This is a genomic window from Actinomycetospora sp. NBRC 106378, from assembly GCF_030269685.1.
Classification (GTDB): Bacteria; Actinomycetota; Actinomycetes; order Mycobacteriales; family Pseudonocardiaceae; genus Actinomycetospora.
Genome location: NZ_BSTT01000004.1, coordinates 281,438 through 299,716, shown reverse-complemented (window position 1 = coordinate 299,716; position 18,279 = coordinate 281,438). Strand labels below are relative to the sequence as shown.

The window sequence follows — 18,279 nt, the reverse complement described above, 5'->3', positions numbered from 1 at the left end:
ATTCCGTGAGGTCTCTTCCCCGGACGGCAGTCCGATCATGCACCGGGCCCTACTCGCCGCCGGCGACCCACATGGCGGCTGCGAGTTCCGGGCCGAGCAGGTGTTCCTCGGGATCGCCGCCGAGCGAGACGATGAACGAACCGCCGAAGGGGTGCCGCCCGCGCATGACCACCTCGGTGCCCAGGCCGAAGCCGCGCTCCTTCAGGTGACGCAGGACCGCCGGGTCCTCCTCGTCGACCCGGACCAGCCGACCCGTCGACCCGGTCTCGAGCAGCGAGAGGACACAGGCCTCCTGCTCCACCGTCCGGCCCTCGGGGTCGGGGATCGGGTCACCGTGCGGGTCGACCTCCGGGTGGCCGAGGCGGGCGTCGATGCGGGCGAGGAAGGTGTCGGAGACGTAGTGCTCCAGGACCTCCGCCTCGTCCTGCACCTCGTCCCAGCCGTACCCGAGCTCCTGGACCAGGAAGGTCTCGATGAGCCGGTGGCGCCGCAGCATCGACAGCGCGTGCCGGCGACCGGCCTCGGTCAGGGTGAGCCCGGCGTACGGGCGGTGCTCCACCAGCCCGAGGTCGGCGAGCTTGCGCGCCATCCCGGAGACCGACGATGCCGACAGGCCCAGTCGCAGCGCGAGGCGGGAGGTGGTCGCGGTGCCCTCGGACTCGACGAGCTTGTAGACGGCCTTGACGTAGTCGTCGACCGCCGCCGAGTGCGCGCCACCCTCCACGGTCACCACGATATCGCCGCGACCGCCCCGGGACCTGCGACTCCATGACGAGCAATCTCCGCCACGATCCGTGGTCACAGGAAGCACAGTGACCCCGAACCACACCATCAGTTCCGCGTGTCGACAATTCTTGTCGCACACGAGCACGCAGCGTTTCCTCCTCGTCGCCTGATCGCGACGGCGATCGGGCCGGCATCGAGAGTGCGGGGGCACACGATGAGGACGAGGACGAAGGCCGCGCTGGCGGCGGTGGTGGTGGCGGGTGCGGCGCTGTGGAGCGCACCGGTGGCGATGGCCGACCAGGTCTCGCCGCCGACCGGGACGACGGACCACGGCATCCCCGTGGTCTCCGACCTGCTGAGCTCGCTCGGGCTGGCCGACCCGACGCCGCCGTCGGGCTCGGTGGGCGTGAACGGATCGGCGTCGGGCGGGGTCGCGGTGCCGGTCCCGGCCGTCCCTGCCCTCCCCGCCGTCCCTGCCGTACCCGCCGTGCCGAGCGCACCCGCCGTGCCGAGCGCACCCGCACTGCCGAGCGCACCCGCACTGCCGACCGTGCCCACGCTCCTGACGCCCGCGCTACCCGCGGCCCCCGCACTGCCCGGCGCACCGGGCGTCCCGTCCGTGTCCGGCTCGGGCGGCGTGGGAGCGGGCCCGGTGGGCGCCGGCGGCGGGGTCTCCACCGGCTGAGCGGTCGGGCGCCGGCGCGGAACCGTGGCGGCGCCCGACACGCCGGAGGCACAGGGCCCGGGCGCCGACAAGATCGCGGAGACCCGAACCGCACGATCGAGTGCGGCGTGTCGCGCTCACTTGTCGTGATCACCCCCCGGGCGTTTGCTCGACACCGCCGAGAACTGGGGCCGACTGCTCCAGCGGATGAAGTCGATCGGGGGAGACATGCGCGTTCGGATCGCGGCCGCTGCCGCCATGATGGCGATCGGTGCGGCCGTCGTGGTCGCACCCGTCGCCAGTGCGACGGTCCTGCCGGCCACACCCGCCGTGGCGGGGCAGGTGACACCACCGACCGCACCGTCGGTCCCGGGTACCCCGGCGGTGCCCGGGGCTCCGGCCGTCCCGGACGTGCCGGCGGTGCCCGGTGCGCCCGCGGTCCCGAGCGCGCCCACGGCACCCGGTGCGCCCGCGGTGCCGAGCGCGCCCGCGGTGCCCGCGGTGCCCGCCGCGCCGGACGTCCCCGCCGCACCCGCCGTGCCGGGGGCTCCTGCGGCGCCGTCCGTTCCGGGCGCCTAGGCCGGGGCGGGTCCGGTGGACCGTGTCCGACGGACACGGTCCACTCCCGCGGTCAGCCGCAGCACCCGCCGCCGCCGCAGCACCCGCCGCCGCCGGACGGCGCCATGGCGGGTCGCTGCGCGGTCCGCGCCTTCCCGCCGAGCGCGACGGTCGACAGCAGCTTGACGGTGTCGGCGTGCCCGTCCGGGCAGTCGGCGGGGTCGCCCGCCTGCTGCATGGGCCGGTTGACCTCGAAGGTCGACCCGCACTCCCGGCACCGGAACTCGTACACGGCCATGCCCGCGACCCTAGGCCGCGCCACCCGCCGTCCGGAAGGCCGGCGGGGGGGCCACGACTCACCGCCGGATCACGACCGATCTTCCTATCCTGGACACATCGCCCGAACCACCACCCGCACCCTCGTCGCCGTCCTGGTGCTCGTGCTGCTCGCCGCCGGGGCCGCCTGGGTCGCCACGAGCCGCGGGGTCACCGCCGCCGACGTGTGGGAGGTCGCGGCGCCCCCGCCGCCCGAGGCGTGCAGCGAGGACGACCCGACGGGCGACGGCTGCCTCACGCCCACCACGCGGCGCCTGCACGACGCGGCGGTCGCCCGCTTCGACGCCGACCTGCGCGGGGTGAGCTGCTGGTCCGAGCACGCATGGAACCCGTCGAGCGACCACCCGGCCGGGCGCGCGTGCGACCTGTTCCCCACCCGCTCCGGGCGCTTCCCGGCCGGCGAGGAGCTCGCCGCGGGGTGGGCCATGGCGACGTGGTTGCGGGAGAACGCGACCGAGCTGCGCGTCCGGTACGTGATCTGGCAGGGCCGCATCTGGTTCCGCGGGTCCGCCGACCAGGACGGATGGGGCCGGCCCTACGACGGCGGCGGGGTCTACGACCCGACCGACGCGACCGGCGGGCACTACGACCACGTCCACGTCAGTGTGCGCCCCTGAGGACGAGTATCACGTTCGACGGCATCCCGGACGATCTCCGTGAGACACTGGCGAACGAGCGCGACACCCCCGATGCGTGACGCGCACGCCGCCTGGCCCTCGCGACGCGCGAGCACCGCCCGGGCGGACCCACCCCGACGCTAGGTGCTCCTCATCTCTGACATCACCACGTTCACCGGCCTGGGCATCTCGCCCTCGATCGCCGAGCTCCTCGCCCCCCGCGGCATCACGGAGCCCACCCCGATCCAGGCCGCCGCGATCCCCGACGCCCTGGCCGGACGCGACGTCCTCGGCCGCGGGCGCACGGGATCGGGCAAGACCCTCGCCTTCGGTCTCCCCGTGCTGGCCAAGCTCGCGCGCTGCGACGCCCCGACGCGCCCCAACCGCCCGCGGGCGCTGATCCTGCTGCCGACGCGCGAGCTCGCGAGCCAGGTCCGCGACGCGCTCGCCCCGCTCTCGGAGGCCCTCGGGCTCGAGCAGACCGTCGTCTACGGCGGCGTCGGCCAGCGCCCGCAGGAGAACGCGCTGCGCCGCGGCGTCGACCTCCTCATCGCCTGCCCCGGCCGCCTCGAGGACCTCATCGGCCAGGGCATCCTCGACCTCGACCGCGTCGAGGTCACGGTGCTCGACGAGGCCGACCACATGTCCGACCTCGGGTTCCTCCCGGCCGTGCGCCGCCTGCTGCGCCGCACCCCGACCGACTCCCAGCGCCTGCTCTTCTCGGCGACGCTCGACGGCGAGGTGGACAAGGTCGTCAAGGAGTTCCTCCGCTCCCCGGTGACCCACAGCGTCGACCGCGCCGCCGAGCCGGTGCCGGACATGACCCACCACGTCTTCACGGTGGCCCCCGGCGACCGCGCGCAGATCGTGCAGGAGCTCGCCGGCGGCCTCGGCCGCACGATGCTGTTCACCCGCACGAAGCACGCCGCCCGCAAGCTCTCCCGCAAGCTCGCTGCGTCGGGCATCCCGGCCGCGGAGCTGCACGGCAACCTCGCGCAGAACGCCCGCGACCGGAACCTGGGCTGGTTCCGTGACGGCGAGGTCCGCGTCCTCGTCGCCACCGACATCGCCGCGCGCGGCATCCACGTCGACGACGTCACCATCGTGGTGCACGTCGACCCGCCCGCCGAGCACAAGGCCTACCTGCACCGCTCCGGGCGCACCGCCCGCGCCGGCTCGGCCGGTGACGTGGTCACCCTCGCCTCGCCGGACCAGCGCTCGGACGTCAACAAACTGACTCGCCAGGCCGGCATCAAGCCGCGCACCGTGCAGGTCACCCCGGGGTCGCGCGAGATCCGCGACCTGGTCGGCGAGGCCGCCCCGCCCGCCGAGATGCCGGTGGCCGAGGCGCCCGAGCAGCAGGCCCGCCCGTCGTCGGGCTCCTCGCGCAGCGGCCGGCCGCGTCGACGGGGTGGCCGGGGCGGCGCCCCGCAGGGCGGCGGCCAGAGCACCGGCGGGCAGGCCCCGAGCGGTGGCGGCGGCCGACGTCGAGGTGGCCGGGGCGGACAGGCGGCCTCCGCGGCCGGGTCCGGATCCGGGGCTCCCCGCGCCCGACGCAGCCGCTGAGCCGACCGCCGTACTAGCGTCGTCGACCGTGTTCACGGGGTTCGGCGACGCGGCGGTCGACTTCTACGAGGGCCTCGAGGCCGACAACACCAAGGCCTACTGGCAGGACAACAAGCACCTGTACGAGGACCACGTGCGGGCACCGATGCAGGCCCTGCTGCTGAGCCTCGAGCCCGAGTTCGGCGAGGGCCGCATCTTCCGGCCGTACCGGGACGTGCGGTTCTCGAAGGAGAAGGTGCCCTACAAGACGCAGTGCGGCGCCACCGCCGGCGCCCACTACGTCCAGGTCTCGGCCGACGGGATCATGGTCGCCGCCGGCTACTACGCGATGGTCCCGGGTCAGGTCGCGCGGTACCGGGCCGCGGTCGACGACGACCGGCACGGGCCCGAGCTCGAACGGATCGTCGCCGATCTGCACGACGACGGGTTCTCCCTCGGCGGGGAGCGCCTCAAGACCCGACCCCGCGGCACCGATCCCGACCACCCCAGGATCGACCTGCTCCGCCACAAGGCCCTCTACGCCTGGACCTCGTGGGAGCCCTCCGACGAGCTGCACACCCCGGAGCTCGCCGAGCGTGTCGCGGCGGCCTGGCGGCGGATGGATCCGCTCGCGGAGTGGATGAACGCGCACGTCGGGGTCACCCTCGACGACGCCGCGGAGAGTTCCCGACGACGACGGTGACCCCGGCCGTCGGTCGGGTACCACCAGGAATGAACCCAGCCAGGTTGCTCGCCGCGGGGTTGGTCGCCCGCAGTGTCACCCAGGGGGTGCGCCACCCGCACCCGCCGTCCGACCACGCCCCGGCGCCGGTCCGCGGCACGGACGACCCGCCCGGCGGCAACGCCGAGAAGCCCACCGAGATCCCACCGACCGGCTGGTGGCAGATCCTGAAGCGTGCGTTCGCCGAGAGCGGCAAGGACAACGTCAGCATGCTGGCGGGCGGCGTCGCGTTCTTCGGGTTCCTCGCGATCTTCCCGGCGCTGATCGCCCTGGTGTCGCTCTACGGGCTGGTCGCCGACCCCGCGCAGGCAGCGCAGACGCTGGAGAGCATCACCTCGGCGCTGCCCGAGAGCGCACGCCCGCTGGTCGCCGACCAGCTCCGGTCGGTGGTCACCTCCTCGACCGGCGGCCTGACGACGGGCCTCGTCATCGCCGCGCTCGCCGCCCTGTTCAGCGCCTCGAGCGGCACCCAGAACCTCATGGCCGCGATCAACATCGCCTACGACGAGACCGAGACGCGCGGCGCGGTGAAGCTCCGGGCGCTCGCCCTCCTGCTCACGATCGGCGCGGTCGTCTTCGTCATCGTCGCGATCGCGCTCGTGGCCGTCGCGCCGATCGTGCTCGACGCGCTAGGACCCGTCGGTCAGGTGGTCGGACAGGTCGTCCGCTGGGTGCTGCTCGTGCTGTTCATGCTGGTCGCGCTGGCCGTGCTCTACCGCGTCGCCCCCGACCGCGACGCCCCGCGCTTCGCGTGGGTCACGCCCGGGTCGATCTTCGCGACGGTCGTCTGGGTCATCGCCAGCGTGTTGTTCAGCGTCTACGTCGACAACTTCGGCAGCTACAACAAGACCTACGGCGCGCTCGCGGGCGTCATCGTGCTCATGCTGTGGCTGTACCTGACCAGCTACATCGTGCTCCTCGGCGCCGAGGTCAACGCGGAGTCGGAGTACCAGACCGCGGCGGACACCACGACGGGCGCGACGGAGCCGATGGGGCGGCGCGGGGCGGTGAAGGCGGACGACGCCCTGACGCCCTGACGCCCTGACGCCCTGACGCCCTGACGCAACGTCCTCGCTCCAGAGCCCCTGTCGGGACGGGTTCTTTTGCGTCCTTCCCGACGGCGGGTCGCGGAAGGTTGCGCCGCCGAGGTCGCGTCCGCTGCCATGTGGGCTCCACCACGACGGGCAGGGGCGCACATGGGCAGCACGACCGTCTCCCTCGACGACCGCTACACCGCCACGAGCGGGCGCGCACTGATGACCGGGATCCAGGCGCTGGTGCGGCTCCTGCTCGACCAGCGCCGGCTCGACGAGGCCCGGGGGCTGGACACCCGCGTGTTCGTGTCCGGCTACCAGGGCTCGCCGCTGGGCGGGTTCGACTCCGAGATCGGGCGCGCCCGCCGTCACCTCGATCCCGCCGGCGTGGTGTTCACTCCCGGGGTCAACGAGGAGCTCGCCGCGACGGCCGTCGCCGGGTCGCAGCTGCTCGACCGCGTCCCCGGTCGGCGGCACGAGGGCGTCGTCGGGTTCTGGTACGGCAAGAACCCCGGCCTGGACCGGGCGGCCGACGCGATCCGGCACGGCCAGCTCGTCGGCACGGCCGCGCAGGGCGGGGCGGTCGCGATCATCGGCGACGACCCGGCGAGCAAGTCCTCGACCGTCCCGAGCTCCTGCGAACCGATGGCCGCCAGCCTGTCGCTGCCGCTGCTCGCCCCCGGGTCGGTCGCCGAGATCGTGGAGCTCGGCCTGCACGCGGTCGCGCTGTCGCGGGCGAGCGGGCTGTGGACCGGCCTCAAGATCATCGCCGACGTCGCGGACGCCTCCGCCACCGTCGACCTCGGTGCCCTCGCGCCCGACGTGGTCGGCGTGCCGCACCCGCCGTCGGGGACCCGTCCGGCGCCGTCCGCGCTGGTCGGACCCACCGCGCTCGACGCGGAGCACGACATCCTCACCCGCCGGCTGGACCTCGCGAAGGCCTACGCGCGGGAGACCGGGCTCAACCGGGTCGCCTTCACCGCGCAGCGGGCCCGGCTCGGCATCGTCGCCTCGGGGACGAGCTACGCGACGGTGCTGCGGGCCCTCGACGACCTCGGGCTCGGCGAGCCGGAGCTCGACGCGCTCGGCGTGCGACTGGTCCGCCTCGCGATGCCGTTCCCGGTCGACCACGAGGCCCTCGCGGCGATGACCGCGGACCTCGAGGAGGTGCTCGTCGTCGAGGACAAGGTGCCGTTCCTGGAGGGCCACGTCCGCCAGGCCCTCTACGGCGCGGTCCCCGCGCCGCGCGTGGTCGGCCGCCGCGACGACCGGAACCGCCCCCTGTTGTCGGCCCGCGCCCAGCTCGCGGCGGAGGACGTGGCGAAGGCGGTCGCGGCCCGAATCACCGCCCTCGGCGGAGAGCTGCCGGCGGCCGCGCGGGCGCACCTCGACGCCCTCGCCCCGCCACGGCCGTCGCGCATCCCGCTGACCACCGCCGACACCCCGACGCGCACGCCGTACTTCTGCTCGGGCTGCCCGCACAACACCTCGACGCGCACGGGCGACGACACGCTCGTCGGGGTCGGGATCGGCTGCCACGCCATGGTCGCGCTCGACCCGGCGCACCGCGGCCACCAGGTCGGGATGACGCAGATGGGCGGCGAGGGCGCGCAGTGGATCGGGCTGGCCCCGTTCACCGACGACCGCCACCTCGTGCAGAACCTCGGCGACGGCACCTTCCACCACTCCGGCTCGCTCGCGATCCGCGCGGCGATCGCCGCCGGCGTGTCGATGACCTACAAACTGCTCTACAACGACGCCGTCGCGATGACCGGCGGGCAGCGCGCCGAGGGCCGCCTGGACGTCGCCGCCATCACCCGCGAGCTCGCGATCGAGGGCGTACGCCGCATCGTCGTCACCACCGACGAGCCCGGGCGCTACGGGCGCGGCGACCTCGACCCGATCGCGACCGTCCGCCACCGCGACGACTTCGCCGACGTCGAACGCGAGCTCGCGGACGTCGAGGGCGTCACCGTGCTCATCCACGACGACCGCTGCGCCACCGAGGAGCGCCGCCTGCGCAAGCGCGGCGAGCTGCCGACGGTCACCGAGCGGGTCGTGATCAACGAGCGCGTCTGCGAGGGCTGCGGCGACTGCGGCGACGTGTCCACGTGCCTGTCGGTGCTGCCGGTGGAGACCGAGTTCGGCCGCAAGACCCGCATCCACCAGGCGTCGTGCAACTCCGACCTCTCCTGTCTGAAGGGCGACTGCCCGTCGTTCCTGCTCGTCGAGCCGGGTACGCCGACTCCCCGCGCGGTGCCCGAGCTGCCGGTCCGCCTCGTCGAGCCCGCCGAGCGGACGCAGGGCGACGAGGTGCTGCTGCGGATGCCGGGCATCGGCGGTACGGGCGTCGTCACGCTCTCCCAGATCCTGCAGATGGCCGCGCACCTCGACGGGTCGTTCGCGGCGGGGCTGGAGCAGGTCGGGCTCGCGCAGAAGGGCGGCCCGGTCGTCTCCGACGTCCGCATCGCGAAGCACCCGGTCGTCGGGGCGCTGCGGGCCTCCCGGGGCAGCGCGGACGTCATCGTCGGGTTCGACCTGCTCGGGGCGGCCGACGCCGCCACGCTCGGGGTCGCGCGGCCGGGGCACACCGTCGCCGTCGTCAACACCTCGCTCACGCCGACCGCGGCGATGGTCACCGGTCGGGTCGTGCTGCCCGGCTCCCCCGACGATGCGCTCGAGAAGCTCGCGGCGGTCAGCGCCGAGGTCCACGGGGTCGACGCTCAGCGCCTGTCCGAGGCCCTGTTCGGCGATCACCTGCCCACCAACCTGCTGCTGCTCGGCGCCGCCTGGCAGCACGGGGTGGTGCCGGCCTCGGCCGAGGCGCTCGAGCAGGCGATCCGGCTCAACGGGGCCGCGGTGGACACCTCGCTCGCGGCATTCCGGTGGGGGCGTGCCGCCGCCATCGACCCGGCGGCGGTCCTCGCCGCGGCGCTCCCGCCCGCACCCGTCGTCGTCCCGGTGGACGCGCGGTCGGCCGCGCTGGCGAGCGAGGTGGAGGGACTGGAGGACGTGCTGGCGACGCGGATCGCCGACCTCACCGGCTACCAGGACGCGGCCTACGCCGCCCGCTACGCCGAGGAGGTCCGGCGGGTCACGGCGCTCGCGACGGAGGCGGTGGGTCCCGATGACGGGTCGCGCCTCGGCGCCGCCTACGCGCGCGGCCTGCACAAGCTGATGGCCTACAAGGACGAGTACGAGGTCGCGCGGCTGCACCTGGACCCCGTCGAGGTCGCCCGCCGCGAGGCGGAGTACGGCGCCGACGCCGACGTGTCGGTGATGCTGCACCCGCCGCTGCTGCGCGCCCTCGGGATGCAGCGCAAGATCCGGCTGCGGGGTCGGACCGCGGACATCGCCTTCCGCGGGCTGCGGGCGGCCCGCCGGCTGCGGCACACCCCGCTCGACGTGTTCGGCCTCGCGCACGTCCGGGCGGTCGAGCGGGCGCTCGTCGGGGAGTACCAGCAGGCGGTCCGGACGGCGGTGACGCGGCTGCCGGAGCTCTCCGTCGAGCGGGTGTCGGAGATCGCGGGGCTGGCCGACGACGTCCGGGGGTACGAGGAGATCAAGCTCCGGAACGTCGAGCGCTTCCGCGCGCGGCGCGACGAGCTGCTGGCCTGAGTCGGGAGGCACCGTGGGTGTGGTGGGCGCGCTCGACGGTTTCCAGCGGCGACACCGGTGGGCGGGGCTGCCGATCGCGGTGCTGTGGAAGTTCATCGACGACGAGGGCACCTACCTCGCCGCGCTGATCACCTACTACGGCTTCCTCTCGCTCTTCCCGCTGCTGCTGCTCGCGCTCACCGTGCTGGGCTTCGTGCTCCAGGGCGACCCGGCGCTCCAGCAGGCCCTGGTCAGCTCGGCGTTGCGCAACTTCCCGATCGTCGGCGACCAGATCGGGGAGAACGTCCGCTCGCTGCAGGGCAGCGTGGGGGCGCTCGTCGTCGGGATCGTGGTGAGCCTCTACGGCGGGCTCGGCGTCACCGTGGCCGTGCAGAACGCGTTCGCCCGGATGTGGGTGGTCCCGAAGGCCGAGCGCCCGGCGCTGCCCACCGCCTACGGTCGGGGTGCGCTCGCCGTGGTCGTCCTCGCGGTCGCCATCGCCGCGGCGGCCGGGATCACCGCGCTCGGCGGGCAGCTCCCGGGGCTGCCGACGCCGCTCGAGGTCCTCGGTCGGATCCTGCTGACCCTCGCGGGCATCGCGGTGAACGCCGCCCTCGTGGTGCTCGCGTTCCGTCTGCTGACCCCCCGGACCCTGACGATGCGCCAGGTCCTCCCGGGGGCGGTGCTCGCCGCGGTGGCCTGGTACGTCCTGCAGTCGCTCGGCGCCTACCTCGTGCGCTACCAGCTGAGCGGCATGAGCTCGAGCTACGGCATCTTCGGCATCGTGCTGGGCCTGCTCGCCTGGATCTACCTGAGCGCCGTCGTCGCGCTCTTCTGCGCGGAGCTGAACACGGTGCGCGTCCTGCGCCTGCACCCGCGCAGCCTGCTCTCGGCGATGCCCGACGACACCGACACCACCCCGGCCGACGAACGCGCGTACGCGGCCTACGCCGCGGCCGAGCGGTTGAAGTCCTTCCAGACCATCGACGTGGAGTTCGACCCGACGGCCACCCCGCCCCGGGGCCACGAGCGGCCGGAGTCGTGACCCCCTCCCCGTGGCAGGAAAGCGTCGTTGCTGTCATCCAGTGGCAGGAACACCGCCTCGTCGCGTCCCGGGTGGCCTTGCGCCCCGCCGGTACGCTGACGTACCGTCTGCTTCGGTACGAGGCCGTACCGAACGACGCCGAGGAGGCACACCACCCATGAGCAGCGTGCGGGACAAGGTCACCGTCGTGACCGGGGCCGGGTCGGGCATCGGACGCCGGCTCGCGCTCGAGCTCGCCCGTCGTGGCGCGCGGCTCGCGATCTCCGACGTCAACGAGACCGGCCTGACCGAGACCGCCGACCAGGCGAAGGCCCACGGCGCCGAGGTGCACACCGCGCGGCTCGACGTCGCCGACCGCGAGGCCGTGCTGGCCTACGCCGCGGCCGTCGAGGAGCACTACGGCGTGGTCCACCAGGTCTACAACAACGCGGGCGTCGCCTCGTCCGGCACCGTACTCGACGGCGAGTGGTCGGAGTACGACCACGTACTCGGCATCAACCTCTTCGGCGTCATCAACGGAACGAAGGCGTTCCTGCCCGCGATCGTGCGCTCCGGCGACGGGCACGTCATCAACGTGTCGTCGCTCAACGGGATCATGGCCCAGCCCGGCATGTCGGCGTACTGCACCGCGAAGTTCGGCGTCCGGGGCTTCACCGAGACGCTGCGCGCGGAGATGCTCGCGGGCGGCAAGCCGGTCGCCGTGACCGTGGTGCACCCGGGCGGGGTGAAGACCAACATCGCGACCGCCGCCTTCGAGCGCGGGTCCGCCGCCGGGCAGACCACCGCCGCCGACGAGCGACGCGTGAAGGCCTACAACGAGAAGCTGCTCAAGATGCCCGCCGACCAGGCCGCGACGATCATCGTCGACGGGGTCGAGAGCGGGAAGCCGCGCGTGCTCGTCGGGAACGACGCCAAGCTGGTCGACCTCTTCGTGCGCCTCGTGCCGCGCTTCTACCCGGCCGCGCTCGTGCGCTTCGGCGGGAAGGTCCTCGGCGGCCGCTGACCCCCTCCGCCCCGCGACAGGAAAGCGTCGTTGCTGTCATCCCGTGGCAGGAACGCGTCGTTGCTGCCATCGGGGGATCGACACTTGCCCTCGCGCCCCCGGCCGGGCACCATCCACATGGATGGCGGCGGGATGACGAGGGGCAGGTCGTGGGGGAGGACAAGAACGAGAAGATCACCGTCAACCTCGGGTTGGTGGATCTCGGGCACATCGACCTCCTCGTGCAGGAGGGCTTCTACACGACCCGCACCGACTTCATCCGCACCGCGATCCGCAACCAGCTGAGCGCCAACGGTCCGGCCCTCGACCGCACGGTGGCCCGCCGCACGTTGGTGCTCGGCACCCAGCACTTCTCCCGCGCCGACCTGCAGGCCCTGCAGGACCGGGGCGAGCAGATCCACATCCGGGTGCTGGGACTGGCGAGCCTCGCCGAGGACGTCCCACCCGACCTGGCGGTGGCCACCATCGCCTCGGTCGAGGTCCTCGGCGCGTTCCGCGCGAGCCGGGCCGTGAAGGCGGCCCTGGGGCCGCGGATCGTCTGAGCCGTCGGCGGCGTCGGGGCCCTCCCCTCGCCCGACACCTCCTCCGAGGGGACCCCATGTCCGTCACACAGCGCGCCCGCCGATTCGTCGAGGCGCTCGCCGCACACCACCCGGTCCCGACGACGGGTCCCACGCCGTCCGCCGTCATCGAGGCCACCCGCCTGACCCGCGCCGGCCGGCTCACCGAGGCGATGACCGTCCTGCAGGGCGCGGGAGGCGCACCCACCGGCGTCTTCCCGACGATGCCCGGGTCGTTCCCGACGATGCGCGGAACCGTCCCGACGATGCCGGGCGCTTTCCGCGCGGGAGCCCGCGCGACCGGACCGGACCCGACGTCGGGAAGGGTCTCCCGCGGCTCTGTGACGGGCGCCGGCGGGACACGCTCGTACCGCCTCGTCGTGCCCACGCAGCCGCAGGACCGGCCCCCGCTGATGGTGATGCTGCACGGCGGCACGCAGGACGCGGAGACGTTCGCGGCGGCGACCGGGATGGACGACCTGGCCGAGCAGGAGGGCTTCGTCGTCGTCTACCCCGAGCAGTCCCGGTCGGCGAACGCGATGGGCTACTGGAACTGGTTCGAGCCGGCCCACCAGGGGCGCCACGGCGAGGCCGCGCTGATCGCGGCGGTGATCTCCGAGGTGTCCGCGGCGCACGGGGTCGACCGGGACCGGGTGTTCGTCGCGGGCTTCTCCGCCGGCGCGGCGATGGCGGCGGTGCTGGGCGCCGCCTATCCCGACCTCGTCGCCGGGGTCGGCATCCACTCCGGCCTCCCGGCCGGGTCGGCCCGGGACGTCGGCTCGGCGTTCGCCGCGATGCGAGGGGCGCCGTACCGCGCCGCCGCGACGGACGTGCCGACGATCGTGATCCACGGGTCCGACGACCCGACGGTGGCCGCCGTCAACGGCACCCGCGCCGTCGAGGCCGCCCTGGCCGACCGACCGGGGTGCGCCCACACCGTCGAGCATGGCCACGGGGGCCGGGACTGGACGCGGGAGAGCTGGACCGACCGGGACGGCATCGTGCGGGCCGAGCACTGGACGGTGCACGGCAGCGGGCACGCCTGGTCGGGCGGCCGGGCCGGCGGGTCGTACACCGATCCGGCGGGCCCGGACGCGAGCGCGGCGATGGTGCGCTTCGCGCAGGTGAGCAGAAATCCGCGCTCTGACACGGATTAGTGCTCACCTGCGCGCAGCGCACACCCCAACCGCGCGAACCCCTCGTCGAGCGGGACCTGCGGCGCGTACCCCAGGTCCCGCTTCGCGGCGGAGATGTCGAACCAGTGGTCGGTGGCGAGCTGGCGGGCGAGGAACCGGGTCATGGGCGGGTCGCCCACCGACGCGAACCGCTCGAGCCCCTTCCACACCGTCTCCACCACGGCGCCCGCTGCGACCGCCACGGGCAGCGGGACGGTCGCCGAGATCGGCTCCAGCCCGCCCGCCGTCACGATCCCGTTCACCAGGTCGCGCACCGGCCGCGGGTCGCCGGAGGTGATGAAGTACGGCCGCCCGGCGCAGGGAGCCCCGGGGGCGAGCCGGTCGGCGGCGTCGAGGTGGGCCTGGGCGGCGTCGTCGACGTAGGTGGTGTCGATGACCGCGGAACCGTCCCCGACCAGCCGCAACCGTCCCGAACGGGCCCGCTCCAGGATGCGCGGGACGAGCTGGGTGTCGCCCGGGCCCCACACGAGGTGGGGGCGCAGCGCGACGATCGCCAACGACGGGGAGTTCGCCGCCAGCACCAGCCGCTCGGCCTCGGCCTTCGTCTCCGGGTACGGGGAGTCGAAGTGCGTGGCGTAGGGCAGCGACTCGTCGCCGCCGCGGATGTCGTCGCCGCCGTGCACCACGCTCGGGGTGCTGGTGAAGACGAACCGGCCCACCCCCGCCGTTCGGCACGCGTCGAGCAGGCAGCGGGTCGCGTCGACGTTGCTGCGGCGGAAGAGCGCGGCGGAGCCCGAGATGCCGGCGCGGGCGGCGACGTGGAAGACCACGTCGACGTCCTCGACGGCGGACCGGGCGACGGCGGGGTCGGCCAGGTCGCCCCGAATCGTCGCGACCCCGCGGGCCCGCAATGCCGGGTAGTCCCCGCGGGCCACGCTGGTCACGTCGTCACCGCGCGCGAGCAGGGCGTCGACGACGGCGCCGCCGAGGAACCCCCCGCCCCCGGTCACGAGGGCCCTCACGACAGCTCCCCCGCCGCCCAGTGCCCCAGTGCCTCGCGGTCGATCTTCGAGTTGTGCCGCGGGTCCACGGGGAGCGCCCGGTGCTCGAGGAACGTCTCGATCGGCTTCGTCCGCGGGTCCGACGCGGCGAGCGCGCGCAGGTCGTCGAGCGAGGAGCCCAGCCGCGCGCCAGCCACCATCTCGACCACGGCCACCGGCGTGCGGTCCGCCGACGGCCCGATCCCGACGAGGGCCGTGCGCCGCACCGCCGGATGGCGGTTCAGCACCTCCTCGCACGGCACGCTGTACAGCGGGCCGTCGGCGGTGTGCACCACGTGCGCGACCCGGCCCGCGAACCAGAGCCGGCCGGCGTCGTCGAGCGAGGCGAGGTCGCCGGTGCGGTGCGCGAGGCGACCGTCCCAGGAGACCTTGGCGGCCGCGGTGGCCTCGGGCCGCTCGGCGTAGGCGGGGCTGACGACGGGGCCGCGCACGACCACCTCGCCCACCTCACCGTGTCCGACCAGCATCGACGGCTCGAGCCGCGTGACCGGCCCCTCGGTCGGGCGCATCAGGGCGACGTCGACGCCGGGCACGGCGCGGCCGACGCAGATGCCGTCGTCGGGCAGCTCGAGGAGCTCGTGGCTGCCGATCGTCGCCACCGGAAGCGCCTCCGTGGCGCCGTACGGGGTGTGCACCTGCGCGCCGTCCGGGAGCAGGGCCAGCACCCGCCGCTGGACGTCGCGCGGCACCGGTGCGCCCGCCGAGATGACCTGGCGGAGCGTGGGCAGGTGGGTGTCGGCGGGGACGCCGCGGCCGAGCCGGTCGAGGACGGCGGGCGAGCCGAACATGACGGTCGCGCCGGTCCGGTTCGCGGCACGCACCAGCCGCGACGGGACGACCTTCGCCGGCTTCGTCGGGTCCATCCGCGGCACCACCGTCGTCATGCCGAGGGCCGGTCCGAACAGGGCGAACGGCGGGAAGGTCGCGAGGCTGACGTCGCCGGGACCCAGCCCGTAGAGGTCGCGGACGAGGCGCGCCTGCGCGAGCAGCCCGTCCTCGTGGTGCTCGACGCCCTTGGGCGGGCCGGTGCTGCCGCTGGTGAACAGGATCGCCGCGGGCACGCCCTCCGGCCGCGGGAGCGGCGGGAGGGCCCGGCGTCGGGACCCCGCGCGTTCGAGGCGGCGCAGCGAGTGCGTGCCGGGCACGGGAACGGGGCCGGCCGTCACCGCGATCCGGGCGGACGGGCACCACCGCAGCCCGCGCCGCGCGAGGTGCGCCTTCGCGATCCCGACGAAGGCCTCGGGCGCGGCCTCGCCGAGGCAGGAGCGGACACGGTCCAGGCCGATGCCCGGGTCCACGACGACGGGGACGGCCCGCACGCGCAGGAGCGCGTAGGCGACGACGAAGAAGTCGGCGGTCGGGGGTACGAGCAGCGCCGTGCGCGTGCCCGGCCCGATCCCGGCGGCGAGCAGGCCCGCCGCGGCGTCCGCGACGCGGCGCTGCAGGGCCCCGAAGGTGATGGTCCGCGTGCGACCGAGGGGCGCCGGCAGGACCAGGGCGGCCGCGTCGGAGCGGGCGACGGCGTGCTCGGCGAGCATGCCGTCGAGCGTGGGCGTCACCGGCCCGCCGTCAGGAAGGTGCGGACGCGGGGCACGATCCGGTCGGCGGCGTCCTCGAGGACGTAGTGCCCGGCGGCCGGGTAGCGGTGCACCGCGGCGTGCGGCAGGTGCGCCACGAGGTGGCGCAGGATCGTCTCGTCGAAGACCGGGTCCTTCATCCCCCAGTGCACCTGGACCGGGTGCGTGTCGAGCTCGGGCAGCCTCTCCGCGAGCCGGACGAGGACGGGGTGGGCCGGGTCGTCGGGCCCGGTCGGGATGTCCTGGACGAAGGCGTGGACGGCGACGCGGTGCTCCGGGGAGTCGTACGGGGCGAGCAGCCCGCGACGGGCCTCCGGGCCGAGCAAGGGGCGGCCGCTCCCGAGGGCGAGCGCGCCGAGGGAGAACGCGTTGAAGCGCCGGACGAGCACGTCCCCGACGACGGGGAGGCGCGCGACCTGCAGCGTCCACGGGATGCGCTTGTCGGCGGGCAGCGGGAAGGCCGCGCTGTTGAGGATGACGATCCGGTCGACCCGGTCGAGGTGCTCGGCGGCCCAGGACAGGCCGATGGGGCCGCCCCAGTCGTGGACGACGAGGTGCAGGGGCTCGTCGAGGTCGAGGTGCTCGACGAACGCCGTCAGGTCGGCGACCCGGCGGGCGAGGGTGTGCGGGTACGCGTCGCGGCCGGGCTTGGCGGAGCGGCCCATGCCGATGTGGTCGGGCGCGATCGCGCGGAACCCGTCGTCGGGGAGGGTGGAGAGCAGCGAGCGGAAGTAGAACGACCAGGTCGGGTTGCCGTGGACGTGCAGCACCGGGGTGCCGGCGCCCTCGTCGACGTAGGCCATCGTGTGGCCGCCGATCTCGACCGTCCTCGACGCGAGGGCGAAGTCGACGGCCGTCACCAGACGACCTCGGCCGCCGCGGCGTTGATCCCGCTGCCGACGCCCATGAGCATCACGCGCGAGCCGTCGGTGACGGTGCCGTCCTCGACCGCCTTCGACAGCACCGTCGGTACCCCGGCCGGCCCGATGTTGCCGAAGCGGGGGAACTGCGAGGGGAAGCGGGCGATGTCGAGGCCGAGCTGGTCGGCGACCGCGCGGGTGTGCACCTTCGAGACCTGGTGCAGGCAGTAGACGTCGTAGGAGTCGGTGTCCCAGTCGAAGGCCGAGACCGCGTCCTTCCACGCCCGCCCGGCGAGTTCCATCCCGGCGCTGAGCAGCCCCGAGGAGTCGGTGCGCATCTCGTCGGCCTGCCCGACGCAGAGCTCGGAGTTGCCCATCGTGCTGGCCCGGCCGAGGCCGCCGAGGTAGCGGTGCCCCTGCGTGCCCCGGGAGAGCACCATCGCGACCGCGCCGGAACCGACGGTCAGCGTGGCGAACTGCTGGTGGAACATCTTCCGGGTGGCGTCGTCGCCCGCGAGCCGCGCGATCGTCGATTCCATCGCGAATCGACTCGTCTCGCCCGCCACGACGAGTCCGTGGTCGATCTCGCCCGCCTCGATCATCGTCGAGACCACGTTCATGCCGTTGAGGAATCCCAGGCACGCATTCCCGAGATCGAAGTTCCCCGCCTCCGGCGACAATTCCATCCGGCCGTGCACGATGCTCGCGGTGCTCGGCTCGAGGTGGTCGCGGGACACCGAGGTGTTGATCAGGATGCCGATGTCGTCGCGGCTCACGCCGCTGTCGGCGAGGGCCTTCTCCCCGGCGCGGGCGGCCACCTCGCTGGGCATCGTCCCGTCGTCCCACACCCGGCGCTCGGCGATGCCGGACAGCTTCTCGAGCAGGCCGGGGGTGATGCGAAGCTTGGCGAGGGTGCCGGCGAGCCGGTCCTCGAGGTCGGTGGAGGTGACCACGTGCGGCGCGTCGACGTGCGCCAGCCCCGTGATCACCACGTCGTCGTAGCGCTGTGCCGCTCTCATGAATCCGAGAGTGCGGGTTTTCTCGTGACGACGCCATGAGAGGTGTTCGGGACACCCCGTGTCCCTTACCGGACGTTCCCGTTACCGCGAATCATAAGCAACGCGCGGTAACGGGAAGATTCGTGCGATTCCCTGGGCCGAACGGTGGCCGCCGCTCGGGGAATCGGCAGCGGCGCACCGTACGGCACTACTGCGGAGT

At 74.2% G+C, this 18,279-nt stretch carries 17 protein-coding genes; 11 read left to right on the top strand and 6 right to left on the bottom strand.

The window, feature by feature from the left end; all coding sequences use genetic code 11:
- Positions 1–49: 49 nt before the first annotated feature.
- Entirely contained in the window at positions 50–724 is a 675-nt protein-coding gene (locus QSK00_RS12905) for a metal-dependent transcriptional regulator (RefSeq protein ID WP_285591169.1), read from the bottom strand.
- A gap of 216 nt (positions 725–940) precedes the next feature.
- Here QSK00_RS12905 and QSK00_RS12900 point away from each other — a divergent pair, with 216 nt between their 5' ends.
- On the top strand, positions 941–1,411 hold the full coding sequence (locus QSK00_RS12900; protein WP_285591167.1) for a hypothetical protein: 471 nt from the start codon (positions 941–943) through the stop codon (positions 1,409–1,411).
- A gap of 207 nt (positions 1,412–1,618) precedes the next feature.
- Entirely contained in the window at positions 1,619–1,969 is a 351-nt protein-coding gene (locus tag QSK00_RS12895) for a hypothetical protein (RefSeq protein WP_285591165.1), read from the top strand.
- A 52-nt stretch (positions 1,970–2,021) separates the two neighbouring features.
- Here QSK00_RS12895 and QSK00_RS12890 read toward each other — a convergent pair whose 3' ends face one another.
- Complete coding sequence (locus tag QSK00_RS12890; RefSeq protein WP_285591163.1) at positions 2,022–2,246, bottom strand: FmdB family zinc ribbon protein; 225 nt, start codon at positions 2,244–2,246, stop codon at positions 2,022–2,024.
- A 136-nt stretch (positions 2,247–2,382) separates the two neighbouring features.
- On the opposite strand from QSK00_RS12890, the gene QSK00_RS12885 reads away from it, so the two are divergent.
- The 9 genes from QSK00_RS12885 (at position 2,383) to QSK00_RS12845 (ending at position 13,584) form a co-directional block, all read left to right on the top strand.
- On the top strand, positions 2,383–2,901 hold the full coding sequence (locus tag QSK00_RS12885; RefSeq protein ID WP_285591161.1) for a VldE C-terminal domain-containing protein: 519 nt from the start codon (positions 2,383–2,385) through the stop codon (positions 2,899–2,901).
- A 144-nt stretch (positions 2,902–3,045) separates the two neighbouring features.
- Complete coding sequence (locus QSK00_RS12880; RefSeq protein ID WP_285591160.1) at positions 3,046–4,467, top strand: DEAD/DEAH box helicase; 1,422 nt, start codon at positions 3,046–3,048, stop codon at positions 4,465–4,467.
- 28 nt (positions 4,468–4,495) lie between these two features.
- Positions 4,496–5,149, top strand: coding sequence for a DUF2461 domain-containing protein (locus tag QSK00_RS12875; RefSeq protein WP_285591158.1), 654 nt, complete (start codon positions 4,496–4,498; stop codon positions 5,147–5,149).
- Between the two features lie 29 nt (positions 5,150–5,178).
- Positions 5,179–6,225, top strand: a complete 1,047-nt coding sequence (locus QSK00_RS12870; RefSeq protein ID WP_285591156.1) for a YihY/virulence factor BrkB family protein — start codon at positions 5,179–5,181, stop codon at positions 6,223–6,225.
- Between the two features lie 159 nt (positions 6,226–6,384).
- A complete protein-coding gene (locus tag QSK00_RS12865) occupies positions 6,385–9,840 on the top strand; it encodes an indolepyruvate ferredoxin oxidoreductase family protein (protein ID WP_502872037.1) in 3,456 nt (1,151 codons plus the stop codon).
- 22 nt (positions 9,841–9,862) lie between these two features.
- Complete coding sequence (locus QSK00_RS12860) at positions 9,863–10,864, top strand: YihY/virulence factor BrkB family protein (protein ID WP_285591154.1); 1,002 nt, start codon at positions 9,863–9,865, stop codon at positions 10,862–10,864.
- A gap of 157 nt (positions 10,865–11,021) precedes the next feature.
- A complete protein-coding gene (locus QSK00_RS12855; RefSeq protein WP_285591152.1) occupies positions 11,022–11,867 on the top strand; it encodes an SDR family NAD(P)-dependent oxidoreductase in 846 nt (281 codons plus the stop codon).
- 149 nt (positions 11,868–12,016) lie between these two features.
- A complete protein-coding gene (locus tag QSK00_RS12850; protein ID WP_285591150.1) occupies positions 12,017–12,409 on the top strand; it encodes a ribbon-helix-helix domain-containing protein in 393 nt (130 codons plus the stop codon).
- Positions 12,410–12,465: 56 nt separating this feature from the next.
- The gene (locus QSK00_RS12845) at positions 12,466–13,584 is read left to right on the top strand and encodes an extracellular catalytic domain type 1 short-chain-length polyhydroxyalkanoate depolymerase (RefSeq protein WP_285591149.1); all 1,119 of its coding nucleotides are present in this window, start codon (positions 12,466–12,468) and stop codon (positions 13,582–13,584) included.
- Here QSK00_RS12845 and QSK00_RS12840 read toward each other — a convergent pair.
- Genes QSK00_RS12840 through QSK00_RS12825 form a run of 4 tightly spaced genes read right to left on the bottom strand, consistent with a single transcriptional unit; the run spans position 13,581 to position 18,080 of the window.
- Positions 13,581–14,585, bottom strand: coding sequence for an NAD-dependent epimerase/dehydratase family protein (locus tag QSK00_RS12840; protein WP_285591147.1), 1,005 nt, complete (start codon positions 14,583–14,585; stop codon positions 13,581–13,583). The genes QSK00_RS12845 and QSK00_RS12840 overlap by 4 nt on opposite strands.
- Positions 14,582–16,183 carry a fatty acid CoA ligase family protein gene (locus tag QSK00_RS12835; protein ID WP_285591145.1) on the bottom strand — a complete coding sequence of 534 codons (1,602 nt, stop codon included), beginning with the start codon at positions 16,181–16,183 and terminating at the stop codon, positions 14,582–14,584. Before QSK00_RS12835 ends, QSK00_RS12840 begins: the two co-directional genes overlap by 4 nt.
- Entirely contained in the window at positions 16,180–17,061 is an 882-nt protein-coding gene (locus tag QSK00_RS12830; RefSeq protein ID WP_285591144.1) for an alpha/beta fold hydrolase, read from the bottom strand. Before QSK00_RS12830 ends, QSK00_RS12835 begins: the two co-directional genes overlap by 4 nt.
- Positions 17,058–18,080: a 3-oxoacyl-ACP synthase III gene (locus QSK00_RS12825; RefSeq protein WP_285591142.1), complete on the bottom strand. Its 1,023-nt coding sequence runs from the start codon at positions 18,078–18,080 to the stop codon at positions 17,058–17,060. Before QSK00_RS12825 ends, QSK00_RS12830 begins: the two co-directional genes overlap by 4 nt.
- Positions 18,081–18,279: the final 199 nt, after the last annotated feature.